Origin of the sequence: Hallella sp., assembly GCF_037460745.1 — a bacterium.
Taxonomy (GTDB): domain Bacteria; phylum Bacteroidota; class Bacteroidia; order Bacteroidales; family Bacteroidaceae; genus Prevotella; species Prevotella faecis.
In genome coordinates, this window is record NZ_JAXVAE010000085.1 from 14,825 (window position 1) to 40,469 (window position 25,645).

The 25,645-nt window shown below is 56.7% G+C and carries 15 protein-coding genes and 1 pseudogene; 11 read left to right on the forward strand and 5 right to left on the reverse strand.

Annotated features, from left to right (window positions below; translation table 11 throughout):
- Window positions 1-586 precede the first annotated feature (586 nt).
- Complete coding sequence (locus WKK33_RS04895) at window positions 587-1,732, forward strand: glycoside hydrolase family 88 protein (protein ID WP_337932751.1); 1,146 nt, start codon at window positions 587-589, stop codon at window positions 1,730-1,732.
- 17 nt (window positions 1,733-1,749) lie between these two features.
- Window positions 1,750-5,010 carry a glycoside hydrolase family 2 TIM barrel-domain containing protein gene (locus WKK33_RS04900; RefSeq protein ID WP_337932752.1) on the forward strand — a complete coding sequence of 1,087 codons (3,261 nt, stop codon included), beginning with the start codon at window positions 1,750-1,752 and terminating at the stop codon, window positions 5,008-5,010.
- A gap of 493 nt (window positions 5,011-5,503) precedes the next feature.
- On the opposite strand, the gene WKK33_RS04905 is transcribed toward WKK33_RS04900, so the two are convergent.
- The gene (locus WKK33_RS04905; protein ID WP_287769579.1) at window positions 5,504-6,592 is read right to left on the reverse strand and encodes a sugar phosphate nucleotidyltransferase; all 1,089 of its coding nucleotides are present in this window, start codon (window positions 6,590-6,592) and stop codon (window positions 5,504-5,506) included.
- Between the two features lie 161 nt (window positions 6,593-6,753).
- Here WKK33_RS04905 and WKK33_RS04910 point away from each other — a divergent pair, with 161 nt between their 5' ends.
- Window positions 6,754-7,572 (forward strand): pyridoxamine kinase, encoded by an 819-nt coding sequence (locus tag WKK33_RS04910; RefSeq protein ID WP_215759057.1) that lies wholly within the window; start codon window positions 6,754-6,756, stop codon window positions 7,570-7,572.
- The gene (locus tag WKK33_RS04915) at window positions 7,572-9,236 is read left to right on the forward strand and encodes a putative transporter (RefSeq protein WP_215759056.1); all 1,665 of its coding nucleotides are present in this window, start codon (window positions 7,572-7,574) and stop codon (window positions 9,234-9,236) included. The genes WKK33_RS04910 and WKK33_RS04915 overlap by 1 nt, the downstream gene beginning before the upstream one ends.
- A 19-nt stretch (window positions 9,237-9,255) precedes the next feature.
- Here WKK33_RS04915 and WKK33_RS04920 read toward each other — a convergent pair whose 3' ends face one another.
- Window positions 9,256-10,827, reverse strand: a complete 1,572-nt coding sequence (locus WKK33_RS04920) for an RluA family pseudouridine synthase (RefSeq protein WP_337932754.1) — start codon at window positions 10,825-10,827, stop codon at window positions 9,256-9,258.
- 50 nt (window positions 10,828-10,877) lie between these two features.
- Window positions 10,878-12,539 carry a nucleoside kinase gene (locus WKK33_RS04925; protein WP_215759054.1) on the reverse strand — a complete coding sequence of 554 codons (1,662 nt, stop codon included), beginning with the start codon at window positions 12,537-12,539 and terminating at the stop codon, window positions 10,878-10,880.
- 105 nt (window positions 12,540-12,644) lie between these two features.
- Between WKK33_RS04925 and WKK33_RS04930 the strand changes: the two genes are divergently transcribed.
- Entirely contained in the window at window positions 12,645-14,333 is a 1,689-nt protein-coding gene (locus WKK33_RS04930; RefSeq protein ID WP_215759053.1) for a Na/Pi cotransporter family protein, read from the forward strand.
- Between the two features lie 257 nt (window positions 14,334-14,590).
- Here the strand turns inward: WKK33_RS04930 and WKK33_RS04935 are convergent.
- Window positions 14,591-15,076: pseudogene (locus WKK33_RS04935) on the reverse strand (hypothetical protein); the annotation flags it as partial.
- 693 nt (window positions 15,077-15,769) lie between these two features.
- On the opposite strand from WKK33_RS04935, the gene WKK33_RS04940 reads away from it, so the two are divergent.
- The 6 genes from WKK33_RS04940 (at window position 15,770) to WKK33_RS04965 (ending at window position 23,257) form a co-directional block, all read left to right on the forward strand.
- Window positions 15,770-17,647, forward strand: a complete 1,878-nt coding sequence (locus WKK33_RS04940; RefSeq protein WP_330003422.1) for a sulfatase-like hydrolase/transferase — start codon at window positions 15,770-15,772, stop codon at window positions 17,645-17,647.
- Window positions 17,640-18,716, forward strand: coding sequence for an acyltransferase (locus WKK33_RS04945; RefSeq protein WP_337932757.1), 1,077 nt, complete (start codon window positions 17,640-17,642; stop codon window positions 18,714-18,716). The genes WKK33_RS04940 and WKK33_RS04945 overlap by 8 nt, the downstream gene beginning before the upstream one ends.
- Before the next feature lie 22 nt (window positions 18,717-18,738).
- Window positions 18,739-19,740, forward strand: a complete 1,002-nt coding sequence (locus WKK33_RS04950; protein ID WP_337932758.1) for an acyltransferase — start codon at window positions 18,739-18,741, stop codon at window positions 19,738-19,740.
- Between the two features lie 79 nt (window positions 19,741-19,819).
- The gene (locus WKK33_RS04955) at window positions 19,820-20,803 is read left to right on the forward strand and encodes a decaprenyl-phosphate phosphoribosyltransferase (RefSeq protein ID WP_337932759.1); all 984 of its coding nucleotides are present in this window, start codon (window positions 19,820-19,822) and stop codon (window positions 20,801-20,803) included.
- 35 nt (window positions 20,804-20,838) lie between these two features.
- Window positions 20,839-21,447 (forward strand): HAD family hydrolase, encoded by a 609-nt coding sequence (locus tag WKK33_RS04960; RefSeq protein ID WP_337932760.1) that lies wholly within the window; start codon window positions 20,839-20,841, stop codon window positions 21,445-21,447.
- Entirely contained in the window at window positions 21,416-23,257 is a 1,842-nt protein-coding gene (locus WKK33_RS04965; RefSeq protein ID WP_337932762.1) for a DUF6080 domain-containing protein, read from the forward strand. The genes WKK33_RS04960 and WKK33_RS04965 overlap by 32 nt, the downstream gene beginning before the upstream one ends.
- A gap of 349 nt (window positions 23,258-23,606) precedes the next feature.
- Here WKK33_RS04965 and WKK33_RS04970 read toward each other — a convergent pair.
- A partial coding sequence (locus WKK33_RS04970) for an FtsX-like permease family protein (protein ID WP_337932764.1) occupies window positions 23,607-25,645 on the reverse strand: 2,039 nt, incomplete at its 5' end.

A 25,645-nucleotide genomic window follows, 5' to 3' on the forward strand; every position in this document is an offset into this window, starting at 1 on the left:
ATTCCACATTTAACATTCCACACTATAAAACATGCCTTTTCGCAACGCGAAACATGCCCATCGGCAATGCGGAAGACGCCAAACGGTGGTGCGGTTAGGCATCTTTCGCAACTCGAAAGATGCCTTGTCGCAAGCGGAAGTCACGTTTTTGTCGCCTCCATTCCGCAAAAACGCCCATTTCGTTCGCTGGTTCACGCAAAAATCCGACACAACTTTCTAACCAAAAACTCTGACAGGCTTATCCATTGTTCGCTTTCAACCCAAAGCCCATGCCTTTGTCCGGGGCGCAGATGCCCGCAAGTAGGGAAACATGGGACCGACCCCATGTTGCGCCCACCTACGCAGCCTCGGAATGGGCAAATGGTTGCCAAAATCCCTCAAATTCAACCCCAAATCCCTATAATTCGCCCTATGGGCAGGGGCTATTCTCGTTTCTTTGTTGTATCTTTGCAAAGCAATCGTGTAGTGGGCTGGCGACCTCTTACACTTTGCTGGGGCCAACAGGCCAACACCACGCTCCGCGTTGGGCGCACGGCACGATAAGCCATTGAAGAGCAAAAACAACATACTGAAAACCCGCAAAAATATGAGAAAAATCATTCTGACGGCCTTTGTGGCCCTCGCAGCCCTCGGTGCGCAGGCCAAGGGTTGGACGCAAGAGCAGGTAGACGCGACCATTGTTAAGGTCAACAACTACTGGCAGCAGCACAACAAGGCCGAGGTGAGGTCCTTCTGGGACAACGCCGCCTACCACACAGGTAACATGGAGGCTTACAAGCTCCTGGGAAAGACCGAGTGGATCGACTACAGCACACGCTGGGCCGAGCACAACAAATGGATGGGAGCCACCGAGGCCGATCCCGCCAAGTGGAAGTATCGCCACTATGGTGAGGGCCACCAGTTTGTGCTCTTCGGCGACTGGCAGATTTGTTTCCAAACCTACATCGACCTCTACTGGATAGCCAACGCCAAGGGTGCGTCGGCACGCAACGAGCGAATGGTGCAGCGCGCCAAGGAGGTGATGGGCTATGAGGCCTACTCCAAGCAGAACGACTACTGGTGGTGGGCCGATGCCCTCTACATGGTGATGCCCGTCATGACGAAGATGTACAAGCTCACCGGCGACAGCCAGTATCTCGACAAACTCTACGAGAACCTGCTCTACGCTGACAGCATCATGCTCGACGAGGAGACCGGCCTCTATTTCCGCGACGGCAAATACATCTATCCCAAGCACAAGACAGCCTCGGGCAAGAAGGATTTCTGGGCCCGTGGAGACGGATGGGTGCTGGCCGGACTGGCCAAGGTGTTGCAGGACATGCCCGCCGACTATGCCCATCGCGACTTCTTCGTGAAGAAATACCAGCGTCTGGCAGCTGGTGTGCAGAAATTGCAGCAGAAGCAAGGCTACTGGACACGCTCCATGATGGACCCCACCTTCGCACCCGGTCCTGAGACCAGCGGCACCGCATTCTTCACCTATGGATTCCTCTGGGGCGTGAACAACGGACTGCTTGACGCCAAGCAGTATCGCAAAACCATCGACCGCGCATGGAAATACCTAACCGAAACGGCATTGCAGCCCGACGGAAAGGTGGGCTACGTGCAGCCCATCGGCGAGAAAGCCATTCCCGGACAGGTGGTCGATAAGAACTCGCAGGCCAATTTTGGCGTGGGCGCATTCCTGCTCGCAGCCTGCGAATACCATCGCTATTTAGACAAACAGAAATAACTTAAAACCATCGACTAATGAGAAAAGCATTAATCATCACCGCTATGGCTGCCATGGCACTCAGTGTGAGTGCAGCTAAGGTCAAGGTGAAAAAGGTCGCCGAGCCTGTGGAGCAGATGCCCACATGGACCGAATGGCACGACCTGCAGGTCAATGAGGTGAACCGTTATGGTCTCCGCACCAACTTCTTCGCCTATGAGAATGAGCAAGCCGCACTCGCCGGAAACATGGAAAAGTCGGCCAACTATCTCTCGCTGGAGGGTACATGGAAATTCAACTGGGTGGCCGACGCCGACCAGCGCCCCACCGATTTCTATAAGGCCGACTACGACGACTCGGCTTGGAAGACCATGCAGGTGCCAGGCATCTGGGAGCTCAACGGCTACGGCGACCCCGAATATGTGAACGTGGGCTTCGGATGGAGATACATGTTCAATGGGGATGACTACTTCAAGGGTTTCAAGAAGGAGTATAAGGTGACCAATGACAGCCTGCCTGTGCCTATCACCGACAACCACGTGGGCAGCTATCGCCGCGTCATCGAGCTTCCCGCCAACTGGGATGGAAAGCAGGTGGTGGCCCACTTCGGTTCGGTTACATCCAACATCTACCTCTTCGTAAACGGGCATTATGCCGGTTACGCCGAGGACGGCAAGGTGGCTGCCGAGTTCGACATCACCAAGTTTGTGAAGCCCGGAAAGAACCTCATCGCCTTCCAGACCTTCCGTTGGTGCGACGGTTCGTGGGATGAGGACCAGGATTTCTGGCGCCTCTCGGGTGTGGCACGCAACTGCTACCTCTTCGCCAAGAACCCCGCCGTGCAGGTGAGCAACATCAAGATAACCCCCGATCTGCTTAACGACTATCAGGATGGTGAGCTCCTCATCAACGTGAACGTGAAGGGCAACCCCATCATCGACTTCCAGCTCATCAACGCCAACAACCAGGTGGTGGGCAAGTCGTCGGGCAGCTTCCACAGCATGCTCACCGGTTCGGCACGCTTCACCGTGCGTAACGTGAAGAAATGGACCGCCGAGACACCTTATTTATATACGTTGCTCACCATCGTCAAGGACCGCAAGGGCAACGTGGTGGAGGTAATCCCGCAGAAGGTGGGCTTCCGCAAGATTGAGATCAAGAACAGTCAGTTGCTCGTCAACGGTCAGCCCGTGCTCATCAAGGGCGCCGACCGTCATGAGATGGATCCCGATGGTGGCTACCTCGTTACACGCGAGCGCATGATTCAGGACATCAAGATCATGAAGCGCCTGAACATCAACGCCGTCAGAACCTGCCACTATCCCGACGATCCCGTGTGGTACGACCTCTGCGACGAGTATGGCCTTTACATCACGGCTGAGGCCAACCAGGAGAGCCACGGCTTCCAGTATGGTCAAAACTCGCCCGTCGTTACGAAGACCTTTGCCAAGCAGATCATGGAGCGCAACCAGCACAACGTGGAGATCAACTACAACCATCCGTCGGTGATTGTGTGGAGCTTGGGTAACGAGACCGACAACAGCCAGAACTTCGTGGACGCGTACAACTGGATCAAGGGTCAGGACAAGAGCCGCCCCGTGCAGTATGAGCGTGGACTCTGGGGCCATGGCGACGACTCGGACATCTATTGCCCGATGTATATGTCGCACGATGGATGTGAGAAGTATGCGAAGAACGACGCCAACAAGCGCCCGCTCATCCAGTGTGAGTATAACCACACCATGGGTAACTCGAGCGGTGGATTCCTCGAGTATTGGGATCTCATCCGCAAGTATCCGAAGTACCAGGGTGGATACATCTGGGATTTCGTAGACCAGGCACTCCATCGCACACCCAACTTCAAGGCTTCGCGCACATTGGCCGACTATGAGGCCATCTCGGCCAAGTATGAGGCTGGATCGGGCAACATGTCGCCCGTCTACACCTACGGTGGCGATTACAACAAGAAAGACGCTTCCGACAACAACTTCAACTGCAATGGCGTCATTGGTCCCGACCGCCAGCTCAACCCCCATGCCTACGAGATTGCTTACGTTCACCAGAACATCTGGGCCGAGGCAGTGGACCTTGCCAAGGGACAGGTGTCGGTCTACAACGAGTATTTCTTCCGCGACCTGAGCAATTACGAGCTCGTTTGGACGCTCATGAAGGACGGAAAGGCCATCGAGAACGGCAAGGTGGCACAGCTCAACGTCAAGCCACAGCAGAAGGTTACGCTCACATTGCCTTACAATGTGCCCGCCGAGGGCGAGGTGATGCTCAACATCGAGTTCCGCTTGAAGACCGCCGAGCCTCTCATGGACAAGGGACAGGTGGTGGCTTACCGCCAGTTCGCCGTGCGCGAGGCTAAGCCCGCAACCATGCAGCAGCCCACACAGAAGGCTAAGCTGAAGGTGAAGGACGACAAGAAGGGTGGCGTCATCAGCGTAGAGGTGAAGGATCAGATGAGCGTTGTGTTCGACAAGACCACTGGCTTGCTGAAGACTTACAACGTGGCTGGCAAGGACCTGCTGCCCCAGGGTGGCACGCTCCGTCCCAACTTCTGGCGTGCCGTGACCGACAACGATATGGGTGCCGGCCTGCAAAGCCACTTCAAGGCTTGGCGCAACCCCATCATGAACCTCACCGCCATCTCGGCTGCGAAGGTGGGTAAGGTGGGCGCTCGCGTGGTGGCCGTGTACGACATGCCCGACGTGAAGGCTACGCTCACCATCACCTACGACATTGATGGCGAGGGCGCCATGACCGTTCAGCAGCAGATGAAGACTACTCCCGACGCCAAGGTGAGCAGCCTGCTGCGTTTCGGAATGGTGATGGATCTCGACTATAACATGGATAAGAGCGAGTTCTACGGACGTGGCCCCATCGAGAACTATATCGATCGCAAGGCCAGCCAGAACATTGGCATCTATAAGCAGACCGCCGACCAGCAGTTCTACCCCTTCATCCGTCCGCAGGAAACAGGCACTAAGAGCGACATCCGCTGGTGGAAGCAGACCACGGCTGAGGGCTTGGGCTTCTGCATTACGGCCGTTAACAATTACTTCGACGCTTGCGCTCTCCACTATAACATTAGCGATCTCGACGAGGGCGACCAGAAGGCCCAGCGCCATTCGCCCGAGGTGCCCAAGAGCAAGTACACCGAGCTCAGCATCAACCTGGCACACTTTGGCTTGGGTGGCGAAAATAGTTGGGGCTCATGGCCGTTGCAGCAGCATCGCCTGTCTTATCAGGACATGACCTTCACCTTCCATCTCACACCGCTGGGCGTGAAGTAAGACGAACCCTCGCATGAGCTGAGGCAAGTCGATTGCTATCGCGCGACGCGCCAAGTTCATACGGAATCATATCTCAATCCTTGTGGATAGATGGCCTACGGGCTATCCCATCCGCAAGGATTTTTGTTTTGTCGGCTTATGAGAGTGGAAATGGTAAACCCCAATCGGTCATTAGATTTTAATTCTTGTTAGCGTTTGTTTCGAGCAGGTTGCGACAGGCGCGGTGAAGCCATAGCGGGCTATGGCGAAACGCGACTGGAAGTAAGATGCTCGAAAGAAACGCTGACAAGAGTTGAAAAGAAGCTATAAGATCCTAACCATTCGCCTGTTTCGGTCTAATGACCGTTTGGGGTAAAACACACCAAGCGCCCTGCAAAGGCAAAAGTATCTAATGGGTTATGTACCAATACTTTTGCGCTTGCAGGGCGCTTGCTTATTGATCGCTATACGCCACAGGGCGTTCCTTTGCCTCCAAGGGGAGGGAAGGTAATGGTTAGACGAAGTCCTCGCCCTTTTTCATCTGTGTCTCGTTCACGTATTTGCGGACGAGGTCGGATGAGTCTTCTTTCTTGCAGATGAGCAGCACGTTGTCTTTCTCGGCCACGATGAAGTCCTCAAGGCCGTAGATGACACCCAGTCGGCCCTTGGGCAACTTGATGATGTTGCCGTGGCAGTTGTCGAGAATCACGTCGGAGTCGATCACTACGTTGTTCTCGTTGTTCTTCGGCAAGGCCTCGTAGATGCCGTGCCATGTGCCGACGTCGGCCCATCCAAACTCACATTTCATCACACTCACATGGTCCGACTTCTCCAGGATTCCCATGTCGACCGACAGGTTGGGATAGGCCGTGAAGTGTTCCTGCATGTAATTTTCCTCTTCCTGAACGCTGGCGTGGACGTTTATCTCGTCGAGGCTGCGCAGAACGGGCGGCAGGAAGCGGGAGAACTCTTCGCGAAGGTGGTTGACGTTGGAGAGGAACAGCCCCGTGTTCCAATAGAATTCGCCACTGTCCATAAACATCTTGGCAAACTCCCGGTCGGGCTTCTCGGTGAACGACTTCACCTTATACACATATTTCTCCTGCGGGTCGCCCATCTGGATGTATCCGTATCCAGGCTCGGGGCGCGTGGGTTTCACACCCATCGTGAGGAAACTGTTGTTGGCCGCCACGAAGGCCAGGCCCTCGAGCACGTTCTTTTTGAACGCCTCCTCGTTGAAGATGATCTGGTCGGAGGGGACGGCAATCATGCAGGCGTCGGAGTCGATGTGCGAGATGCGGTGGTTGGCCCAGGCTATGCTGGGCGCGGTGTTGCGGTGAATGGGCTCGGCCATGATACGCTCGCGCGGCACATCAGGCAGTTGCTGCGTAACAAGGTCGAGGTATTCGACATTCGTGTTCACAAATATGTGGCTGGGATCAACAATCTTAGCCATCCTGTCGTAGGTCTGCTGCAACTGCGTGCGGCCCGTGCCGAAAAAGTCGATGAACTGCTTAGGGAACATCTCGCGGCTCCAGGGCCATAGGCGGCGTCCCTTGCCGCCAGCAAGGATGAGACAATAGTTATGATCAACAGGTGTCATGGGCAATGTATAGATTAAGTATTCTACAATGCGAAGTTACAATAATTAAACGACAAGACCATCGCCTTTAGTATTTATTTAGACCACTTTTTAATATTTTTACCAATCCATTCTTGTCACCCGTTTCTTTTTGCTAACTTTGCACTCGTAATTAATCAACCATGACAAAGAAGCAAATACTCCTAATAAACGACATTTGCGGATATGGCAAGGTGGCCACGGCGGCCATGTTACCCATCCTTTCTTATTTAGGACATTCCACCTACAACTTGCCGACCGCTATTGTGTCGAACACGCTCGACTATGGCAAGTTTAATATTCTCGACACCACCGACTATATCCAAGGTGTCTTTCCGGTGTGGAAGGAGCTTGGCTTCCATTACGACGCCATCGCCACAGGCTTCATCGCCTCTGAGCGCCAGGCGCGCATCGTGTCGCAATACTGCCGTGAGCAGGCCGCCTCTGGCACCACCATCTATGTGGACCCCATCATGGGCGACGAGGGAAAGCTCTACAATGGCGTGACACCCGCCGCCATCCAGAGCATGCGCGAGATGATTGCCGTGGCCGACCTCATCTACCCCAATCACACCGAGGCTTGCTACCTCACCGACCACGAGTATCACGCTGAGGGCGTGACGCAGGCCGAGGCCGACGCTTTGGTGGACGGATTGCGCGCCATCGGAACCCGCTCGGTGCTCATCACCTCGATTGTGGTCGACGGACAGCCAAGCGTGGTGGGCTACAACCACCTGACCAACGAGCGCTTTGCGCTGCCCTATACCGAGATACCCGTACATTTCCCCGGCACGGGCGACATCTTCTCGGCCGTGCTCATCGGCCATCTGCTCGATGGCGACGAGATCCAAAAGGCCACGCGTCAGGCCATGGACGCTGTGTACAAACTGATTGACCTCAACAAAACCAACGAAGATAAGAACCGCGGCATTCCGCTTGAAAAATACTTAAGCATTCTCTAATGAACTGGTTACAATCGCTTTTCTCCACCCACTCGGCTACCGGGTCGGTCATTATCATCTCTCTGATCATTGCCGTTGGCATGGGCTTAGGCAAGATGAAGGTGAGAGGAGTATCGCTGGGCGTGGCTTTTGTGTTCTTCATTGGCATCCTGGCGGGCCACATCGGCCTGTCGGTCGACCCTACCGTGCTCGACTATGCCGAGACCTTTGGCCTCTCCATGTTTGTTTATTGCTTGGGCCTACACGTAGGTCCCAACATCTTTGGCTCGTTGCGCCACGAGGGCATGGCTCTCAACTTGTGGAGCCTCTGCATCGTGGTCGTGGGCACGGTGTTCGCCCTGGCCTTGGTGCCCTTTACCGGCATCAGCCTTCCCGACATGGTGGGCTTGCTCTGTGGAGCCACCACCAACACGCCGGCGCTGGGTGCGGCCACGCAGGCCTTGGACATCCTTGGCAAGCCTTCCGATAGCGTGGCGCTGGCCACGGCTGTCACTTACCCGCTCGGTGTGGTGGGTGTCATACTTGCCATGATGTTCATCCGCAAGTGCTTTGTGAAGCCCTGCGACTTGGAGTCGAAGCCTCTTACCGACGACGACCACACATACATCGCGCAGTTTATCGCCATGAACCCGGCCATTGCCGACAAGTCGATCGTGCAAATCGCGGAGATGACCCACCTCAAGTTCATCATCTCGCGCATCTGGCGCAATGGGCAGGTCATCGTGCCTGTGGCCAACACGGTCATCAAGATGGGCGACTCGTTGCTCGTGGTGACCTCCAAGGAGGACGAGGACACCATGGTGGTGCTCTTCGGTAAGCAGGTGGAGAAAGACTGGAACGGCGAGCAGATCGATTGGAACGCCATCGACTCGAACGTGGAGAGTCGCGTTTGTGTGGTGACCCGCCGCGCGCTCAATGGCCGCCACTTAGGGCAGCTCCAGTTGCGCCACACCTATGGCGTCAACGTGAGCCGTGTGTTGCGTGGCGACATCAAGCTTCTGGCCAGCGACGACCTGCGCTTGCAGTATGGCGATCGTGTCACGGTGGTGGGACGCCACGATGCGGTCGACAACGCGGAGCACTTCTTCGGCAACTCGGTGAAGACGTTGGAGAAACCCAATATCGGAAGCATCTTCTTAGGTATCGTGCTGGGCTTGTTGCTCGGAGCCATCCCCGTGAACCTTCCAGGCATGGAGTCGCCCATCCGATTGGGCATCGCCGGTGGTCCCATCATCATGGGCATCATTGTCGGAGCGTTGGGGCCGCGCATGCATTTCATCTCCTATACCACCCGATCTGCCTCGCTCATGCTCCGCAGCTTGGGTCTGGCCCTCTATTTGGCCTGCCTGGGCTTGGTGGCCGGTAAGGACTTCTTCGCCACCGTGGTGCGCCCCGAGGGCTTGCTCTGGGTGGGCATCGGCTTGCTCATCACGGTCGTCCCCACCATTGTGGTGGGCGTCATCGCGTTGCATAAGCACAAGTATGATTTCGGCACGGTGTGTGGCATCATGTGCGGCAGCATGGCTAACCCGATGGCCTTGGGCTACGCCAACGACACGCTGAAGGGCGACACGGCCAGCATTAGCTATGCGTCGGTTTATCCCATGGGCATGTTTGTCAGGGTGGTGATCGCCCAGTTGCTCATCATGTTCTTGGCTAATTAGCCTACCTTTGCGGCCTAAGCTAAAATGGAGCCTTGGCCGTAAAGGTAACCATCTTGCCCGTCGAGGGATGGCGAAAACTGATCTGCTCGGCGTGGAGATATAGTCGGTCGGCCTTCATGCCATAGAGCTCATCGCCCAAGATGGGGTTGCCGAGGCCCGATGGGTGGGCGCAATGAAGGCGCAACTGGTGGGTTCGACCCGTGAGTGGGTAGAGGTGCACACGCCTGTGGCCCACTTGCTTATAATCCGACACCGCCTCTCGTCCGTACACCTCGTCGACCACCTGTCGCGGACGGTCGTCGAGGTCGGGTCGCAAGGGCAACGCCACCCGTCCCGAGGGTGTGTCGAGGTCGCGACTGAGCACCGCCACGTAGCGCTTGCGCACTTCGTGGCGTGCGAACTGCGCTTGCAGGTCGAGGTAAGCCTTCATGGTTTTCGTGATGATTAGGAGGCCGCTCGTGGCCATGTCGAGCCGATGCACGATGAGCGGACAGGCCGCTTGCGGATAACGTTGGCGCATGATTTGTTCCACGCTCTCGCGCCCACTCTTGCCTGGCACGCTGAGCATGCCGGCCGGCTTCATCACCACGCACAACGCCTCGTCCTCGTAAATGATCTCCAATTGATGGCTTGTGGGTTGCTCCAAGGGGTTGGGCTCCACGTCGAGCCCCTGCATCATCCATCGCAGGATGGGCTTGCACCGTTTGTTGCAAGCCGGGTAGTATTGTCCCTCGTGGCGCACCTCCTGCCTCGGGCTCTCGCCCCACCACATCATAGCCATGCTGATAGGTCGCAGGCCGTGGTTGTAGGCGTATTGCAAGAGCTTCGGTTCGCAACACTCGCCGCTTCCGCTGGGCGGCACCGATCCGAATATTTGCAGCAAGTCGCGCCGCTCTCCGCGTGCGTTCGCCATCACGAAATGTGAGAAGAGCCAATGCTGTAGGTTGTCGCTTTTTTGTCGCCGCAACCGCTTGAGCCTCAAAACACGGTTTTCTTCCTCTTGCCTTTGTTGTTGCCATTGGGCAGTCCGCGCCTTGTGGCGCACCTTCCATCGGTGCAGCTCGGCGTTCTCAAACTGTCGCCTCCTGATGTATTCCTCATCCGTCTCGCCCTCCTTCTTCCCCTTGGGAAAGGTGGGACGCGGGTCGCCCTCGTCGGTGTTGGCCTCCTCGTGGCAGACGTGCCTCAGCTCGTCCTCCCTGCGCTCAATCTCGTGGTTGAGCTCCACAATCTCCGCCTCGTGGCGCTTGAAATGGCCGTCGGGCTGCAGATAGTCGAACACGGCCGGCACAAACAGGGGCCAATCGCTCAGCCCACACACCTGTCCGCTGTAGCCGGCGAGGTAGCCCACGGCGCCGTCGGCCTTGCGCTCCACCACCAACACGCCAAACATCTTGCCCCTTGCGGCCTCCTCACGGAAGGGCGCCGTGGCGGGAGTGGGTGCGAACCGCTGGTCGGCGCCTTGCAGCCACGCCACCAGTTGGCCCATCGCCTCGCGGCAAAGGGGATGGGGCTCATAGTAGAAAGGGTTGTTGAATTGTTGGGGCAACGCGCCCCACGCTTGTAGGTGATGGAACAAAGAGTGTGTCATACGATAGGAGAGGGCGACGTTACCATTCGTCGCCCTCCATGAAATGGTTGCTAATACTTGAAAGAACTGCCGCCCAGGAACTCGCGCAAGAGGCTGGTGGGCGGTATGTCGCGGTTGGGAATGGGGCGGAGATATTTCAGAAACTTACGCAATCGGTAAGCCTCCGAATACTCCTCGCAGTTCTCCGGCACCTGCTCGAGCAAGGGCTCCGCCTGCTGCTTGATCACGGCCAACTCGAAGAGCATGGCCGAGTTGAACACCGCGTCGGCGTTCTCCTGATAGGGGAAGATCCATTTGTTCTCGCCCGCCCTCACCGACGGCCATCGGTGTATGGAGTCTTGCGCGTTGACGCCCCGGTACTTGTAGTCGCGTATGATGCGTCGCAACAGTCGGTTGTCGGTCGTGGGGATGTAGTTGTGGTCGTCGAGGAGAATCGTTGTCAGGGCCGACACATACACGCGGAACTTCTGCCCCTCGGGTATCTGCTCCGTCAGCACGGGGTTCAGGGCGTGTATGCCCTCCACCACCAGTACGTTGTCGTCGGCCATCTTCAGCTTCTTGCCGCTTTTCTCGCTGGTTCCCGTTTGGAAGTTATACTTGGGCAGCTCCACCTCCTCGCCTCGGAAGAGGGCGTTAAACTGGTCGTTGATGAGCTTCAGGTTGAGCGCATACACACTCTCGTAGTCATACTCCCCATTCTCGTCCTTGGGCGTGAGGTGTCGGTCCACAAAGTAGTCGTCGAGCGAAATCTGCAACGGTTTAATGCCGTTGGCGAGCAACTGTATCGACAGCCGCTTGCACGTGGTGGTCTTTCCCGACGACGACGGCCCGGCGAGCAATATGAGCTTCACGCCCTTCCGGTTGGCGATCTCGTCGGCGATGCGCGCAATCTTCTTCTCCTGCAGGGCCTCCGACACGTTGATGAGCTCCGTGGCTTTCCCTTCGCTCACCATCTCGTTGAAGTCGCCAATGGTGCGAACGCCCATGATGTCCTGCCAGCGGTGGTGCTCCTTGAATATCTCGAACATCTTGTCCTGGTGCGTCATCTCGGGTAGCACGCCCGGGTTTTTCAGGTCGGGAATGCGCAGCAGCAGTCCGTCGAAATATTTTTCCAACCCGAAGAGGTAGAGCTTCGACGTGTTGGTGAGCAGCGAGCCGTAGTAGTAGTCCACATAATCGTCGATCTGGTAATAGAGAGTGTAGAGCGCCCCCGACGACCTGAGCAACTTGGCCTTGGCGCAATCGCCCTTGTCCTCAAACATCTTCACGGCCTCGTCGGTAGGCACCTCAAAGCGCCTCACGGGCATCTTGGCGTCGATGATCTCCTGCATGCGTTTCCTGATGCGCTCCGTGTCCTCGAGGCTCACGGCGCGCCCTATGTACAGGTCCACGTAGTAGCCATTGCTCACAGGAATGTCGATGACCACGCGGCTGCCCGGGTAGAGATCGTGCACGGCCTTCGAGAGCACGAAGAAGAGGGTGCGCGTGTAGCACCTCGACCCCGATCCGCTGGTCATGTCGAGAAACTCCACATCCTTGTTGTGGTAGAGGCGGAAATTCATGCCCTCCACCTTATTGTTAACCTTCGCGGCGATGGGGCCGTAGGGCATTTCTAAATTTAATTCGCTAAAAACATCAGAAAGTGTGCTTCCGATGGCTACCTTTTTAGTTTTTTTATTATTTTTGCAACGGATTTGAATTACTTGTTTCATCTTGATGACATTTTAAGTGACCGTGTGTTGCTTGTGAAATCGGTTGTAAATGTAGTCATTTTCCCCTTAATCCCCAAGATATCGCGCAACAAATTATGTGAAAATATGTGGATTCTACTATTAAAAATCGTTGGAGCCTTGGCCCTTCTTATCTATGGTATGAAGGTAATGAGCGAGGCTCTGCAGAAGTTGGCAGGACCCCAGCTTCGCCATGTGCTTAGCGCCATGACCACCAACCGCGTATCGGGAGTGCTCACGGGTATGTTTACAACCGTCGCCGTACAGTCGTCGACCGCCACCACCGTGATGACCGTCTCGTTCGTCAACGCCGGATTGCTCACCCTTGTCCAAGCCATCTCGGTCATCATGGGCGCCAACATCGGAACCACGCTGACGGCCTGGATCATGTCGGCCGGCTTCTCGTTTAAGATAAGCAATTTCGTGTGGCCAGTTTTCCTCATCGGATTGCTGCTTATCTATTCTAAGAAACGCCGTTACATAGGCGATTTCCTCTTTGGTATATCCTTTATGTTCTTGGCCCTGACCACCCTCGGCGAGTCGCAGGTGCCACCCGAGGAGATGGGCGCCCTGCAGGCCTTCTTCGCCAGCTTCGACCCCAATAGCTTCGCCACCATCCTGTTGTTCCTGTTCTTTGGCACCATCCTGACGTGCATCTTGCAGAGCTCCGCGGCGCTCATGGCCATCACCATGATGCTCTGCACGCAGGCCAACCTGCCCATTTACCTCGGCATTGCGCTGGTTATGGGCGAGAACATCGGCACCACGCTCACGGCCAACCTCGTGGCGCTCACGGCCAACACCGAGGCGCGCCGCGCCGCCTTCGGCCACCTGTTCTTCAATGTGGTGGGCGTCATCTGGGTGCTCGCAGTGTTCCGCCACTTCGTCAACATGGCGTGCGGACTCGTGGGCTTCGACCCCACCAACCCCGCGCTCACGCATACCCCCACACAGCTCACCTTCTCGTTGGCTGCCTTCCACACCTGTTTCAACATCTGCAACACCGTCCTGCTCCTGCCCTTCGTGAAGCAAGTGGCGCGCGTGTGCTGCTGGGTATGGAAACCCAAGCCCAACAAGGACGAGGACGATTTCCGTCTGCGTTTCATCTCTTCGGGTATCATGAAGACGCCCGAGCTCTCTGTGCTAGAGGCGCAGAAGGAGATCCAGAGCTTCGCCGAGCGTATCCACCGCATGTTTGGCATGGTGCGCGAACTGCTGGGTGAGAAGGACGACGACAAGTTTGTGAAGCTCTACACGCGCATCGAGAAGTATGAGGGCATCTCCGACAATATGGAGGTGGAGATCGCCAAGTATCTCGACAACGTGTCGAACGCCCACCTCTCCGACGAGACGAAGGAGAAGGTGCGCGCCATGCTTCGCGAAATCTCCGAGATCGAGAGCATCGGCGACAGCAACTACAATCTTGCACGCACCATCAGCCGGTTGAAGAACAGCAAGGAGGGATTCTCCGAGACGCAGTATGAGCACATCCACCAGATGTTCGAGCTTACCGACGACGCCCTGTCGCAGATGTCGGTCATGCTCAAGGGCCACCGCGACGAGCTCGACGCCAACCGCTCTTTCAATGTGGAGAACGAGATCAACAACTACCGCAACCAGCTCCGCAACCAGAACATCGCCGACGTCAACGACCACCAATACTCCTATACCGTGGGCACCATGTATATGGATATCATCCAGGAGTGTGAGCGCCTGGGCGACTTCGTCGTCAACGTGGTCGAGGCGCGCATGGGCGTTCGCCAGAACCCCGCATAACCGCTCTCCACAAGTAGCGCGTGCCACCATCAGCCCCTTCCCCCTAACGGAAGGTAGGAGGGGTAAAATTAAGTCAAGCGAAACGGGCCGGGAAAGCCCAATAATCTCCTTATCTCAGGGCAGACGCCCTGCGATGGATAACGATCAATAAGCAAGCGCCCTGCAAGGCGAAGTATTGAGCCATAGCTCGTTATACTTTTGCCTTTGCAGGGCGCTTTGTGTGTGTTTGCCATCCGTCCATCCGTTCGTGGCGGGGCTTACGGCAGGGCTTTCAGGCGCATGAGCGCCTCGAGGTAGTAATAGTCGGCGTAGATGATGCTGGCGTCGATCTCCGAACCCGCAGGATGATGACCCGTGCTGTGGAGTAGGAAACTCACGTTTTTGTCGCCGCTCTGGTAGGCGGGCGTGCTCAACTGCCGCAACGTCTCCATGGCAAAGCGGTGGTAGAACGCGCCATCGTCGCCCTTCACATATTGGCCCAGCTCTATCAGGGCGTCGGCCACCACACATGCCGCGCTGGCGTCTTTCGGCGCTTGCGGGTCGGGGTCGTCAAAGTCCCACTTCGGGATGAGATCGAAGTCCTCGAGATCCGTCGCCTGAGGCGCTGGGCGGCCCTCCTCCCTACGCAGCCTGCCCGTCGTCAGGGCGCGGATATACACGTCGGCCACCCGTCGTGCAAACTGCAGAAACACCGGTTTGCGCGTCCACCTATACACCATCGTGTAGCCGTAGATGGCCCACGCGCCCATGCAGCCGCCGCGGCTTGCCATAGGAAGAAGCTATATGCGAAAGGCACGCTGAACGAAGAACAGTTGGCGGTTCGTCATCGCGTTATAAAATAGGTGAAGGGCAAACCTACGTCGCCCCGTTTCTATGATATACGCCGCAATGACGCAAAACACTCAACGCATGCGGAATAAAAAACAATGGGGAGGAAAGAACGGGGAGGGGACGCAAGCGTTGCGTGAGGAAAAAGCGTAACAATCTATAGCAAGAACTACACATTTCTTTTCCACGACGGAAATATTTGGCTGAAATAAGCGATTCTCAGCGTATTTTTGCAATCTGTTGATATTCAGTATGTTAGAAACAGAGCGTAGCTTTTGCTACTCCAAATTCCGCATTTTGCATTGCAAAACATGGCCTTTCGCATTGCGAAACATGGTCTTTCGCAGTGCAGAACATGCCAAACCGAGACGCGAAAGATGCCCATCCGCAACTCGATACATGCCCATTCGCAAGTGCTGCTCTTATTTTAGGGTGTTCGATTCCTTAAAAATGGCTTTGGGGTTCTCTGGAAGCCCCACAAAGTCTCATCATTTTTTTTCAGAACAATCCCTACACTTTTTTCACTAAGGTGTTGAAAGATTTGCTTCAATGGCAATTATTTCTTATTTTTGCACCCTAAAGAAGGGTTCTGTTATAAACGGAAGAATATGATAATGATGAGACGAATAGCCCGCAGCTTGTTGCGTCCGATCGTGGAGAACGGCGCATTTTTCTTTGCGATGTATGTTCTTGGCGTTCTTTGCGCCGTGCTTACGTTGCCCCATTGGCGTGGCGCCCACCTTTACGACCACTTGTTTTCCGAGCTTTTCCTCGATGTTTACGTAACCTGCGTGTTGCTCACGCTGCTCCCCCGCAAGGTGCGCCTGTGGGTTCGCCGCGCGCTCTACGTGGTGCTCTACGCCGTGGGCATGGTGGATGTGTATTGCTTTTGGAAGTTTGGCTCCACGCTGACCCCTACGATGCTTCTTCTTGTAGGCGAGACCGACGCCCGCGAGGCGAGCGAGTTTTTCCACGCCTACCTCACACCTGAGGTGTTCTTCTCGCCTGTGGGGTGGCTGCTGGTGCTGGCCGTGGCCCATGCCCTGTGGGCGGGCCGTTGGCGCATGTGGCGGCTGGCCAACCGCGCCAGCTTGGAGCGTTGGCGCGCCTGGGAGGCTCGTGAGCTGCGCACCCCCCGCATGGTGCGCGCGCAGGGCGTGTGCGCCGTGGTGGTGGCCCTGCTGTTAGGCGTGAGCGTGGCGCAGAGCTACCACAACAAGGTAGGCATGACCCAGCTGATGACCGCCCATAGCGTGGGCGCCGTGGAGCACCTGCTGACCCAGAAAGATTGCGGCAACATGTATCTGCCCATCTATCGCCTCGTGTTCAGTTGGAACAGCAACCGCCTGGCCGACAAGCAGGTGACCCAATGCATAGAGGCCGCCAAGAGGGTGACGGTGGACAGCTGCTCGTTTCGCTCCCCCACGATTGTGCTCATCATTGGCGAGAGCTACGCCAAGCACCACTCGCAGCAGTATGGCTACGGCCTGAAGACCACGCCGCGCCAGGTGCGCCGCGAGGCGAGCGGACGGCTCACGAAGTTTAGCGACGTGGTGACCTGCTGGAACCTGACGAGCTTCGTGTTTAAGAACATCCTCTCGATGCATGTGGTGGGCGAGAAGGGCGAGTGGTGCGACTACCCCCTGTTTCCCGAGCTGTTCCGCAAGGCCGGCTACCGCGTGACGTTCCTCACCAACCAGTTCTTGCCCAAGGCGAAGGATGCCGTTTACGATTTCTCGGGCGGCTTCTTCCTCAACAACCCCACGCTCAGCGAGGCCCAGTTTAGCCTGCGCAACGACAAGACCCACCGCTTCGACGACGGGCTCATCGCCGACTACGACCGCTTGGTGGGTGACGGCAAGATCAAGCTCAAGGGCGACTCGGCCCACAACCTCATCATCTTCCACCTCATAGGCCAGCACGTGAACTACCGCACCCGCTGCCCCAACAACCGCCGCGTGTTTGGCCCCGAGGCCTACAAGGAGCGCCGCCCCGACCTCAACGACCGCCAGCGCCGCATCATGGCCGACTACGACAACGCCGTGATCTACAACGACTCGGTGGTGGACGCCATCGTGCGCAAGTTTGAGAACCAAGACGCCATCGTGATCTACATGCCCGACCACGGCGAGGAGTGCTACGAGCCCGGCCGCGGCTTCATCTGCCGCAACCACAGCGCCCGGGTCGACTGGCCGTTGGCCCACTACGAGTTTGAGATACCCTTCTGGATCTACTGCTCGCGCCGCTACGCCCGCCGCCACCCCGACGTGGTGCGCGCCGTGAAGGCCGCGAAAGACAAGCCCTTCATGACCGACGCCCTGCCCCACATGCTGGTGTGGCTGGCCGGCATCGGCTCGAAAGACTACCGCGACAGCTACAACCTGCTCTCGCCCGACTATGACGCGCGGCGCCCCAGGATATTAAAGAACAGCGCCGACTACGACGAGCTACGCCGCGGCGCGCAAACCCACAACACCCATGAATGAACCCTTGCTCACCCGTGCGGAGTGCGCCGCCTTGCGCGGCCTGGCCATCATTGGCATTTTCCTCCACAACTACTGCCACTGGCTCGGTCCGGTGGTGAAGGAGAACGAATACACGTTCTCGCAACACAACGTAGACTGGCTGACGGCCGTCATGGCGTCGCCCGACGGGCTGCTGCCGGCCCACCTCGTGTCGTTCTTCGGCCACTATGGCGTGCCCGTGTTTCTCTTCCTCAGCGCCTACGGCCTGGAGCTTAAGTATGGCCGCTCGCTGTATGCCCCCGCTTTCCGCTTCGTGGCGTACCACTGGAAGAAGTTGTTCAGCATGATGATCGTGGGCTTCGTGAGCTTCACCATCGTCGACGCCATGACCCCCGGCCGCTGGCACTACACCCTGACGCAGGTGGTGGCGCAGCTGGCCATGGTGAACAACCTGCTGCCCGACCCCGACCATAACATCTGGCCCGGGCCGTTCTGGTTCTTCGGCCTCATGCTGCAGCTCTACGCCGTGTACCGCCTGCTGCTCTACAAGCGCCACTGGGCGTGGACCGCGGGCGCCATGGTGGTGTGTCTGGGCGTGCAGCTGGCCTTCGCCCCCGAGAGCGAGGCGCTCAACTGGTACCGCTACAACTTCATGGGCGGCATGCTGCCCTTCGGCCTCGGACTGCTCTACGCCCGCTACGGCAACCGCATCATCCTGACGAACCTCAACACGCTGAGCCTGCTGGTGAGCGTGGTGTTCTGCGGGTTCATGGTGATGTGGATGAGCGCCAGCTACCTGCTGTGGTCGCTCGTGCCGCTGGTGGTGTGCATCCTCTGCGTGTATGTGGTGAAGCTCCTGTCGCAAGCCGCCCGTCGCCCCGTGGGCGCCTGGCTGATGGAGAGGCTGGTGTGGATGGGCGAGATTTCCGCTGCCCTCTTTGTGATACATCCCACCCTGCGCAAGGTGTTCATACCCATCTCGCGTCACGGCGACATCTATACCGGACTGCTGCTCTACGCCATTGCCGCCATCGGCGCGGCCTGGCTCATACGCCTCGTGATGACGAAGATACCCAAGCCACAGATGTAACACCACGAAACATCAATCGACCATGAGAATACCCGACATCGAACTGCAAAACATCAGTCGTTACCGTGGCGAGCTGATGGGCGCCGCCATGCTCTTCATCATGCTCTTCCATGTGGAGCTGGCGCGCTCCGACCTGTTCTTTGGCTTGCGCCGCATGGGTAACATCGGCGTGGACATGTTTCTCTTTCTCAGTGGCGTGGGACTGTGGTTCTCGTGGATGAAGAACCCCTCCTACAGGCATTTCTACACACGACGACTGGTGCGCATCTACCCCACGTGGCTCATCGTGGCATGCCTCTACTACATACCCCGCCTGCCGGTGCACGACCTGCGGTCGGGCGTGAACCTGGTGATGGAGATAGCCATCAACTGGAACTTCTGGTTGCACGATGAGCTCAACTTCTGGTACATTCCAGCCATCATGGCCCTTTACCTCTTCGCCCCGCCCTACATGGCCCTCATCCGCAAGCATCCCGTGTACCGGTGGCTGCCGGTGGTGATGATCATGTGGTGCATCCTCGTGCAATGGGTGACCCCCATCCACCATGCCGTGGGCCACTTGGAGATCTTCTGGAGCCGCGTGCCCATCTTCTTCATTGGCGTGAACATGGGCGAGAGCGTGCGGCAGAAGCGCACCATCGACGGCCAAGGCATCTGGATGCTGTGGATCATGTTTGCGATGGCGCTGGCCGCAAGCATCTTCCTTGAGCAGGAGCGGCACGGACGGTTCCCCCTGTTCATAGAGCGCATGCTCTACATACCGCTCACGGTGACCGCCATACTGCTGCTCAACCGCGTGTTCCGACGCCTGCCGCAATGGCTCAACCGCCAGGTTGCCCTCGTGGGCGCCCTAAGCCTGGAGTGTTACCTCATCCACATCCACTTCGTGCTCAACAAGTTGCCCCACGACTGGACCTACTGGCCTAAGTTCTTCGCCTGCCTGGCGATCACCCTCCCGCTGGCATGGGCCCTGAGCAAAGGCGTGGCATGGCTCACCCGTAGGCTGCTCGGCCGTTGGGCGTAGCCGCAAAAAGGCGACCGGAAACCCATACCGAACAGATAAAAATTGCTATATTTGCACCCTCAATTTATCGTACCCCAACATGACTGAACCACATTTTCGCCCCACGACAAAAGTGGGAATGCTGAAATCGCTGATACGGCTGATACGCCCCTCCCAATGGATCAAGAACCTCTTTGTGTTCGCTCCTGTGCTGTTTGGAGGCGCCCTGCTCGACACGCGGGCGCTGCTGGCAGGCTTGGTGGCCTTCCTCGCGTTTTGCTTCGCTGCATCGAGCATCTATTGTTTCAACGACATTCATGACGTGGCCGACGACCGTCGCCACCCCGAGAAGTGCCAGCGGCCCATCGCTAGCGGAGCCATCAGCGTGGCGCAAGCCTACGGCGTGATGGCCGTGATGATAGCGCTGGGCGTGGCCGTGACGTTCCTGTTGCCCCTCATCGGTCCCATCGCGCCCGCCGACGGGTTAGCCATCGACATGCCCACCGTGCCCGAATGGGGCGGCGTGAGTGCCACACTTTTCGTGGTGGTGTTCTACTGGTTGCTCAACCTGGCCTATTGCGTGAAGCTCAAGCAATACGCCATCATCGACGTGTGCATCGTGGCCTTCGGCTTTGTGCTGCGCATGTTGGCGGGCGGCGAGGCGGCAGGCATCGAGCTCAGCCATTGGATCGTGCTCATGGCGTTCCTCATAACCCTCTTCATGGGATTTGCCAAGCGGCGCGACGATGTGCTGCAAATGGAGCAGACGGGCGAGGCGCCAAGGAAGAACACCGTGAGATACAACTCCACGTTCATGGACCAGGCCCTCACCATCACCGCATCGGTGACGCTGGTGTGTTACATCATGTACACCGTCAGTCCGGAGGTGATGGAACGGTTCCAGACAAACAAGCTCTACCTCACAAGCATCTTCGTGCTCGTGGGACTGTTGAGATACATACAGGTGGCCGTGGTCGACAAGCGGAGCGGCAACCCCACGAAGGTGGTGCTGTGCGACCGATTCATACAGTTCGACGTACTGGCATGGATCGTTACCTTCATTCTGATCATTTATGTGGGATGACCCCCCATTGGCCGTAAGGCAAGAATCATAGCAAGATGACAACCAAACGACACACACTATACGTCTTCGACTTCGACGGGACGCTCACCACGAACGACACGCTCATCGAGTTTATACGCTACGCCAACGGCACTTGGAGCCTCGTGGGAAGCCTATGCCGTATGCTGCCCAAGCTGCTGATGATGAAATTGCACCTGCGCGACAACGGCCTGACGAAGGAGGAACTCTTCGCGCGCCACTTCAAGGGCATGACGATAGAGGCCTTCGACGAGGTGTGCCAACGGTTTGCCGCCCACCACCAAGCGTTGCTCCGACCCAAGGGAGTGGCCACCATGAGGCGCGCCATGGAACAAGGCGTACGCGTGTTGGTGGTCAGCGCGAGTGTGGACAATTGGGTGGCGCCCTTCTTCCCAGGCGTCGACGTGCAGGGAACGCAGGCTGAGGTGACCGATGGGCGGCTGACCGGACGCTTCCTGACACGCAACTGCTATGGGCAGGAGAAGGTGAACAGACTGAAACAGGCGGTTCCCGAACTGAAGAACAACCGCCAACAATATTATATAGTAGCCTTCGGCGATAGTCGGGGTGACAAAGAAATGTTAGAATTTGCAGATGAACAACATTACAAACCCTTCCGGAAATAAGCGCGAGCGTTGGGGAGAAATCCTGCGATTTGCCATAGTCGGCACAACGGCCGTGGCCATACAGTATGCGGTCTACTTGGTGATGATACACCTTGCCCACACAGGGGTGAACGTGGCCAACACCATGGCATACCTCGTTAGCTTCTTGTTCAATTTTGTTGCCTCCACACGTTACACGTTCAAGGTGAAGGCAACAGCGGGGCGTGGATTGGCTTTCGCCTTCTGCCACGTGGTAAACTACCTGTTGCAACTGCTCATGCTCAACCTGTTTGTGGAGTGGGGCGTGGGAAAAACGTGGGCGCCGCTGCCCATGTTCGCCGTCTGCGTGCCCGTCAACTTCCTCCTGGTGCGCTACTTCCTGAAGCAAGAGCGCTTGCAAAACCCATTCTACATCTTCCGCATCAAGCGTGAGGAGCGATGGGTGGCCATAGGGTCGCTCCTCTATGGCGTGCTGGTAAATATGCTGGTGATTTGCGCCTATTGGCTCGACCTCAGTCAGATCACCGACAACTACCGCAAGGTGGTGATACGCGTGTTCCACATATCGGGCTACGACCCCATCAGTTACCTGGTGCTCACCGACTGGAGCGCAGGCTACAACATCTACCGCCACCCGCTCTTGGCCTTCTTTATGTGGATTCCCTGCCAGATCAACCAAGGACTGATGGCCCTCACGGGTGTGAACTGCGACATGGCGGTGATGGCCGTCATCCTCACGTTCTGCTGCGTGTATAGCGCCGTGTTCCTCTTCCGTATCTTGCGAGAGATCATCGGATTGGCGCAAACCGACGCCACCCTGCTCACCGCTTTGCTTTTCTCCTTCGGCTATACGATGGTGGTGACGAGCGTCCCCGACCATTTCTGCCTGTCGATGTTCATGCTCATCCTCACGCTTTATGTGGCGGGAAAGAAGATGAACGCCAAACACATGTACACCAAATGGCAGACCGTGCTCTTCTTTATCATCACAGCAGGCATATCGCTCAACAATGGCATCAAGGTGTTCTTGGCCAACCTCTTCGTCAACGGCAAGAAGTTTTGGAAGCCCTCCAACCTCTTGCTGGCGGTCATCGTGCCGTCGGCTGTGATATGGATCGCGGCACGATGGGAGTGGAAAACGTTAGAGCGACCCAACTACATAGCGCGGCAAATGCAAAAGAAGGTCAAGGCCGAGCACGACAAGGAGAAAATCTACAAGGCCTTTTGCGACACCACGAAGCTAACCGACAGCACCCAGATTGCCAAGGCCGTGGACGGCATCATCAAGAAAAAGATACGCGCCAAGTTTATCCGCGACCATAAGAAGGCGTGGAACCTCCATAAGGGAAAGCCCATCGACAAGTCGGAGTTTGGGTCGTGGACCGATATTTCGACGCCGCGCGACTCCTCGCTGGTGGAGAACATCTTCGGCGAACCTATACAGCTCCATCAGGATTATGTGCTGAAAGACGTGCTCGTCAACCGACCCGTGCTCGTGCAATACCGATGGGTTTGGAACTACGTGGTTGAGGGAGTTGTCGCCTTGTTGTTCCTTGTCGGAATATGGTATGGTAGGAAGAGCCGCTACTTGTGGCTCGTCATGTCGTTCTTCGGCTTCGACATGTTCATCCATTTCGTGCTGGGCTTCGGCCTCAATGAGGTCTACATCATGTCGCCCCACTGGCTGTTCGCCATCCCCATCGCCATGGCTTACCTGGCGCAACGTGTGGAGACGACACGCCTCCGCGTGCCTTTGCGTGTGCTGACGCTCCTGCTCACCCTCTACCTCTTGGTGTGGAACGCCGTGCTCTATGTAGACTATATGCTGTAGCCGCCTTTGCGCTCTCCTCTTTATACAACCGAATAATTGTCTGGGCGACAAGTTGTTAGAAGTATATTCTTTAGATTTTTATCGTGCGCATACGCATATCTGCACGATAAAAATCCAAAGACGTTCCATTTCATGGCACGTTTTCTCGCCATGGCAGAGTCCGAGCAAGCTCGGTTCTGCTCATCTGGCTTAACGAAAACGTTCCATTTCATGGCACGTTTTCTCGCCATGGCAGAGCTGAAGCAAGCTTCGCTCTGCTCATCTGGCTTAACGAAAACGTTGGAAAGAATCCATAAAAGTATCATAACTCACACATTTCGGTCTAATGACCGATTTGGGTTAATTCATATTACTCCGTCTTTATGCTCTCCACCGGATTCTCCGTGGCTACATGCCACGACTGTGCCACTACCGTCAGAACAACTACCGCCGATACGCCCACGAAGCTCAGCGGGAAGAGCCACCAATAAATCGGCGTGTGCTCGGCGAAGCTCTGCAGCCATTGGCGGCTCAGCCAATAGCCGAGCGGTGCGGCAATGACGAACGATGCGACGAGAGGCACGCTATAGCGCACGGCAAACAACCGCACTACCGCCCCCACCGAGGACCCCATCACCTTGCGGATGCCTATCTCCTTGCGGCGGTATTCGGTTTCGAACATCGTGAGCGAGAACACTCCTATGATGGTTATTATGATGCAGATGATGGCGAAGAGCTTAACCTGGGAGATGAAGCGGAACTCATCCACGTAGGTACGCTGCAGCGCATCGTCGAAGAACTTCATCTTATAGTCGCCGTATGAGGCATCCAGACGGTTGAGCACCTTTTCTATGTCTCGCTTTGCCTCTATCTTGTCATGTCCCTCTGCCACACGCACGAAGAGATTATAGCAGCGGTCGCCCATGCGATTCATTGCCAAAGGGTCCAACACGAGGAAAGCGACGGAGAGGATGCTGTTGTCGTTGCGCACTGACTTCATCCTGAAGTTGTTGCACACTCCCACGATGAGGTAGTTATTGTCGCCCCATTCGCTCCGGCTGCCTATCGAGTCGCCCACGTGCAGCCATTTGTATTTGTCCATCATCGTGCGGTTCAGGATATACGCCCCTGTCTGGCTGTCCGACTCCTTGAAGTCGCGTCCCTCCTCAATCTTCAGTCCCATCGTGCGCAGATATCCGGGGTCGCACAGCATCACCTGCATGTTCATCGACTTGTCGCCGTTGCCGCGAAACCACACCATATATTGGTCGCCGGCACCTATTACTTCCTGTGCATACCCCACGCTCTCCACGTATGGCAGCTTCTGCAGTTCAGCCCGTATGGCAGCTTTCTTCTGACAAGCCTCCGCTGTGAGTCCGGTGAAGAGCACCTCGTTCTTGGCGAAGCCGTAGTCGCTGTTGAAGATGTAGTTCGACTGGCTCGCCATCACACCGATATATATCGCCAGGACGAAAGCCACGCAGAACTGCACTCCCATTATCGCCATGCGCAGTTTCCTGCCGCGCGGCGATAGTCCGAAGGAGCCTTTCAGCACCATTGCCGGTGTGAACGATGTGCTGTACCATGCCGGCACGACAGCCGACAGGCCACCCACAGCCAGCGCTGCCACAACCATTACAGTAGCCAGCATTGCATTTGCCCCGAAACGGATGTCTCCCGACACGAGATTCATGCAAGTCTCGCTGCGCAGGAAACCCATCACGATGAGGAAGGCTATGAGGAGACCTATAAAGGCGAAGCCCACATTCTCCATTATCATCTGCAGACGCAGACTGCTCTGCGAGGCTCCCATCACGCGGCGTGTGTTTATGCTGCGTATGCGCATCGGCACTTCGGAGAGCGTGAAGTTCAACAGGTTCAGCAGAGCTATGAACAGGATGAATACCGATGCCACGGTGAGCACATTCACCAGGTTGCGGTTGCCTTTGTCGCCAAGACCTACGCCGGAGAAATATATATCATCTACCGGGGTGAGCCGGAAGCTCTGACCGGATTCCTTCTCGAATTTCTTCTCGTCGGTATAGCCCGTCTGCCTCATCACTTCCTTCTTGAACGCACGCTCCACAGCCGCCTTGTTAGCCGGATTGTCAAGGCGCACGAAGATGTTGAAGCTCCACTCCGATGCGTCACCGGCCTCTTTCGGGTTTTCACACATGTAGAGTCCGTTGCCTATGGTGCAGTTGTCGGGCATGTCTTCGCTCACTCCAACAATGGTGATAGGCATATCCACTCCGTTTTCCTTCAGGCTGAACGTCTTGCCCACCGCCTTGTCTGTCCCGAAGAGTTTCTCGGCTGTGCTGCGGTTTACGATAGCCGTCGCCCCGTAGTCCCATGTCTTGCTGCTGCCGTACAGCAGCTTGCCGCAGAAGAATTCCACGCCGGGTTTCG

What these genes read in the sequence shown, in the direction of transcription:
- WKK33_RS04910 (WP_215759057.1), top strand. Translation starts at nt 6,754, where the DNA reads ATGACAAAGAAGCAAATACTCCTAATAAACGACATTTGCGGATATGGC.
- WKK33_RS04950 (WP_337932758.1), top strand. Translation starts at nt 18,739, where the DNA reads ATGAGAATACCCGACATCGAACTGCAAAACATCAGTCGTTACCGTGGC.
- WKK33_RS04900 (WP_337932752.1), top strand. Translation starts at nt 1,750, where the DNA reads ATGAGAAAAGCATTAATCATCACCGCTATGGCTGCCATGGCACTCAGT.
- WKK33_RS04920 (WP_337932754.1), bottom strand. Translation starts at nt 10,827, where the DNA reads ATGACACACTCTTTGTTCCATCACCTACAAGCGTGGGGCGCGTTGCCC.
- WKK33_RS04940 (WP_330003422.1), top strand. Translation starts at nt 15,770, where the DNA reads ATGATAATGATGAGACGAATAGCCCGCAGCTTGTTGCGTCCGATCGTG.
- WKK33_RS04965 (WP_337932762.1), top strand. Translation starts at nt 21,416, where the DNA reads ATGAACAACATTACAAACCCTTCCGGAAATAAGCGCGAGCGTTGGGGA.
- WKK33_RS04925 (WP_215759054.1), bottom strand. Translation starts at nt 12,539, where the DNA reads ATGAAACAAGTAATTCAAATCCGTTGCAAAAATAATAAAAAAACTAAA.
- WKK33_RS04960 (WP_337932760.1), top strand. Translation starts at nt 20,839, where the DNA reads ATGACAACCAAACGACACACACTATACGTCTTCGACTTCGACGGGACG.
- WKK33_RS04930 (WP_215759053.1), top strand. Translation starts at nt 12,645, where the DNA reads ATGTGGATTCTACTATTAAAAATCGTTGGAGCCTTGGCCCTTCTTATC.
- WKK33_RS04905 (WP_287769579.1), bottom strand. Translation starts at nt 6,592, where the DNA reads ATGACACCTGTTGATCATAACTATTGTCTCATCCTTGCTGGCGGCAAG.
- WKK33_RS04945 (WP_337932757.1), top strand. Translation starts at nt 17,640, where the DNA reads ATGAATGAACCCTTGCTCACCCGTGCGGAGTGCGCCGCCTTGCGCGGC.
- WKK33_RS04895 (WP_337932751.1), top strand. Translation starts at nt 587, where the DNA reads ATGAGAAAAATCATTCTGACGGCCTTTGTGGCCCTCGCAGCCCTCGGT.
- WKK33_RS04915 (WP_215759056.1), top strand. Translation starts at nt 7,572, where the DNA reads ATGAACTGGTTACAATCGCTTTTCTCCACCCACTCGGCTACCGGGTCG.
- WKK33_RS04955 (WP_337932759.1), top strand. Translation starts at nt 19,820, where the DNA reads ATGACTGAACCACATTTTCGCCCCACGACAAAAGTGGGAATGCTGAAA.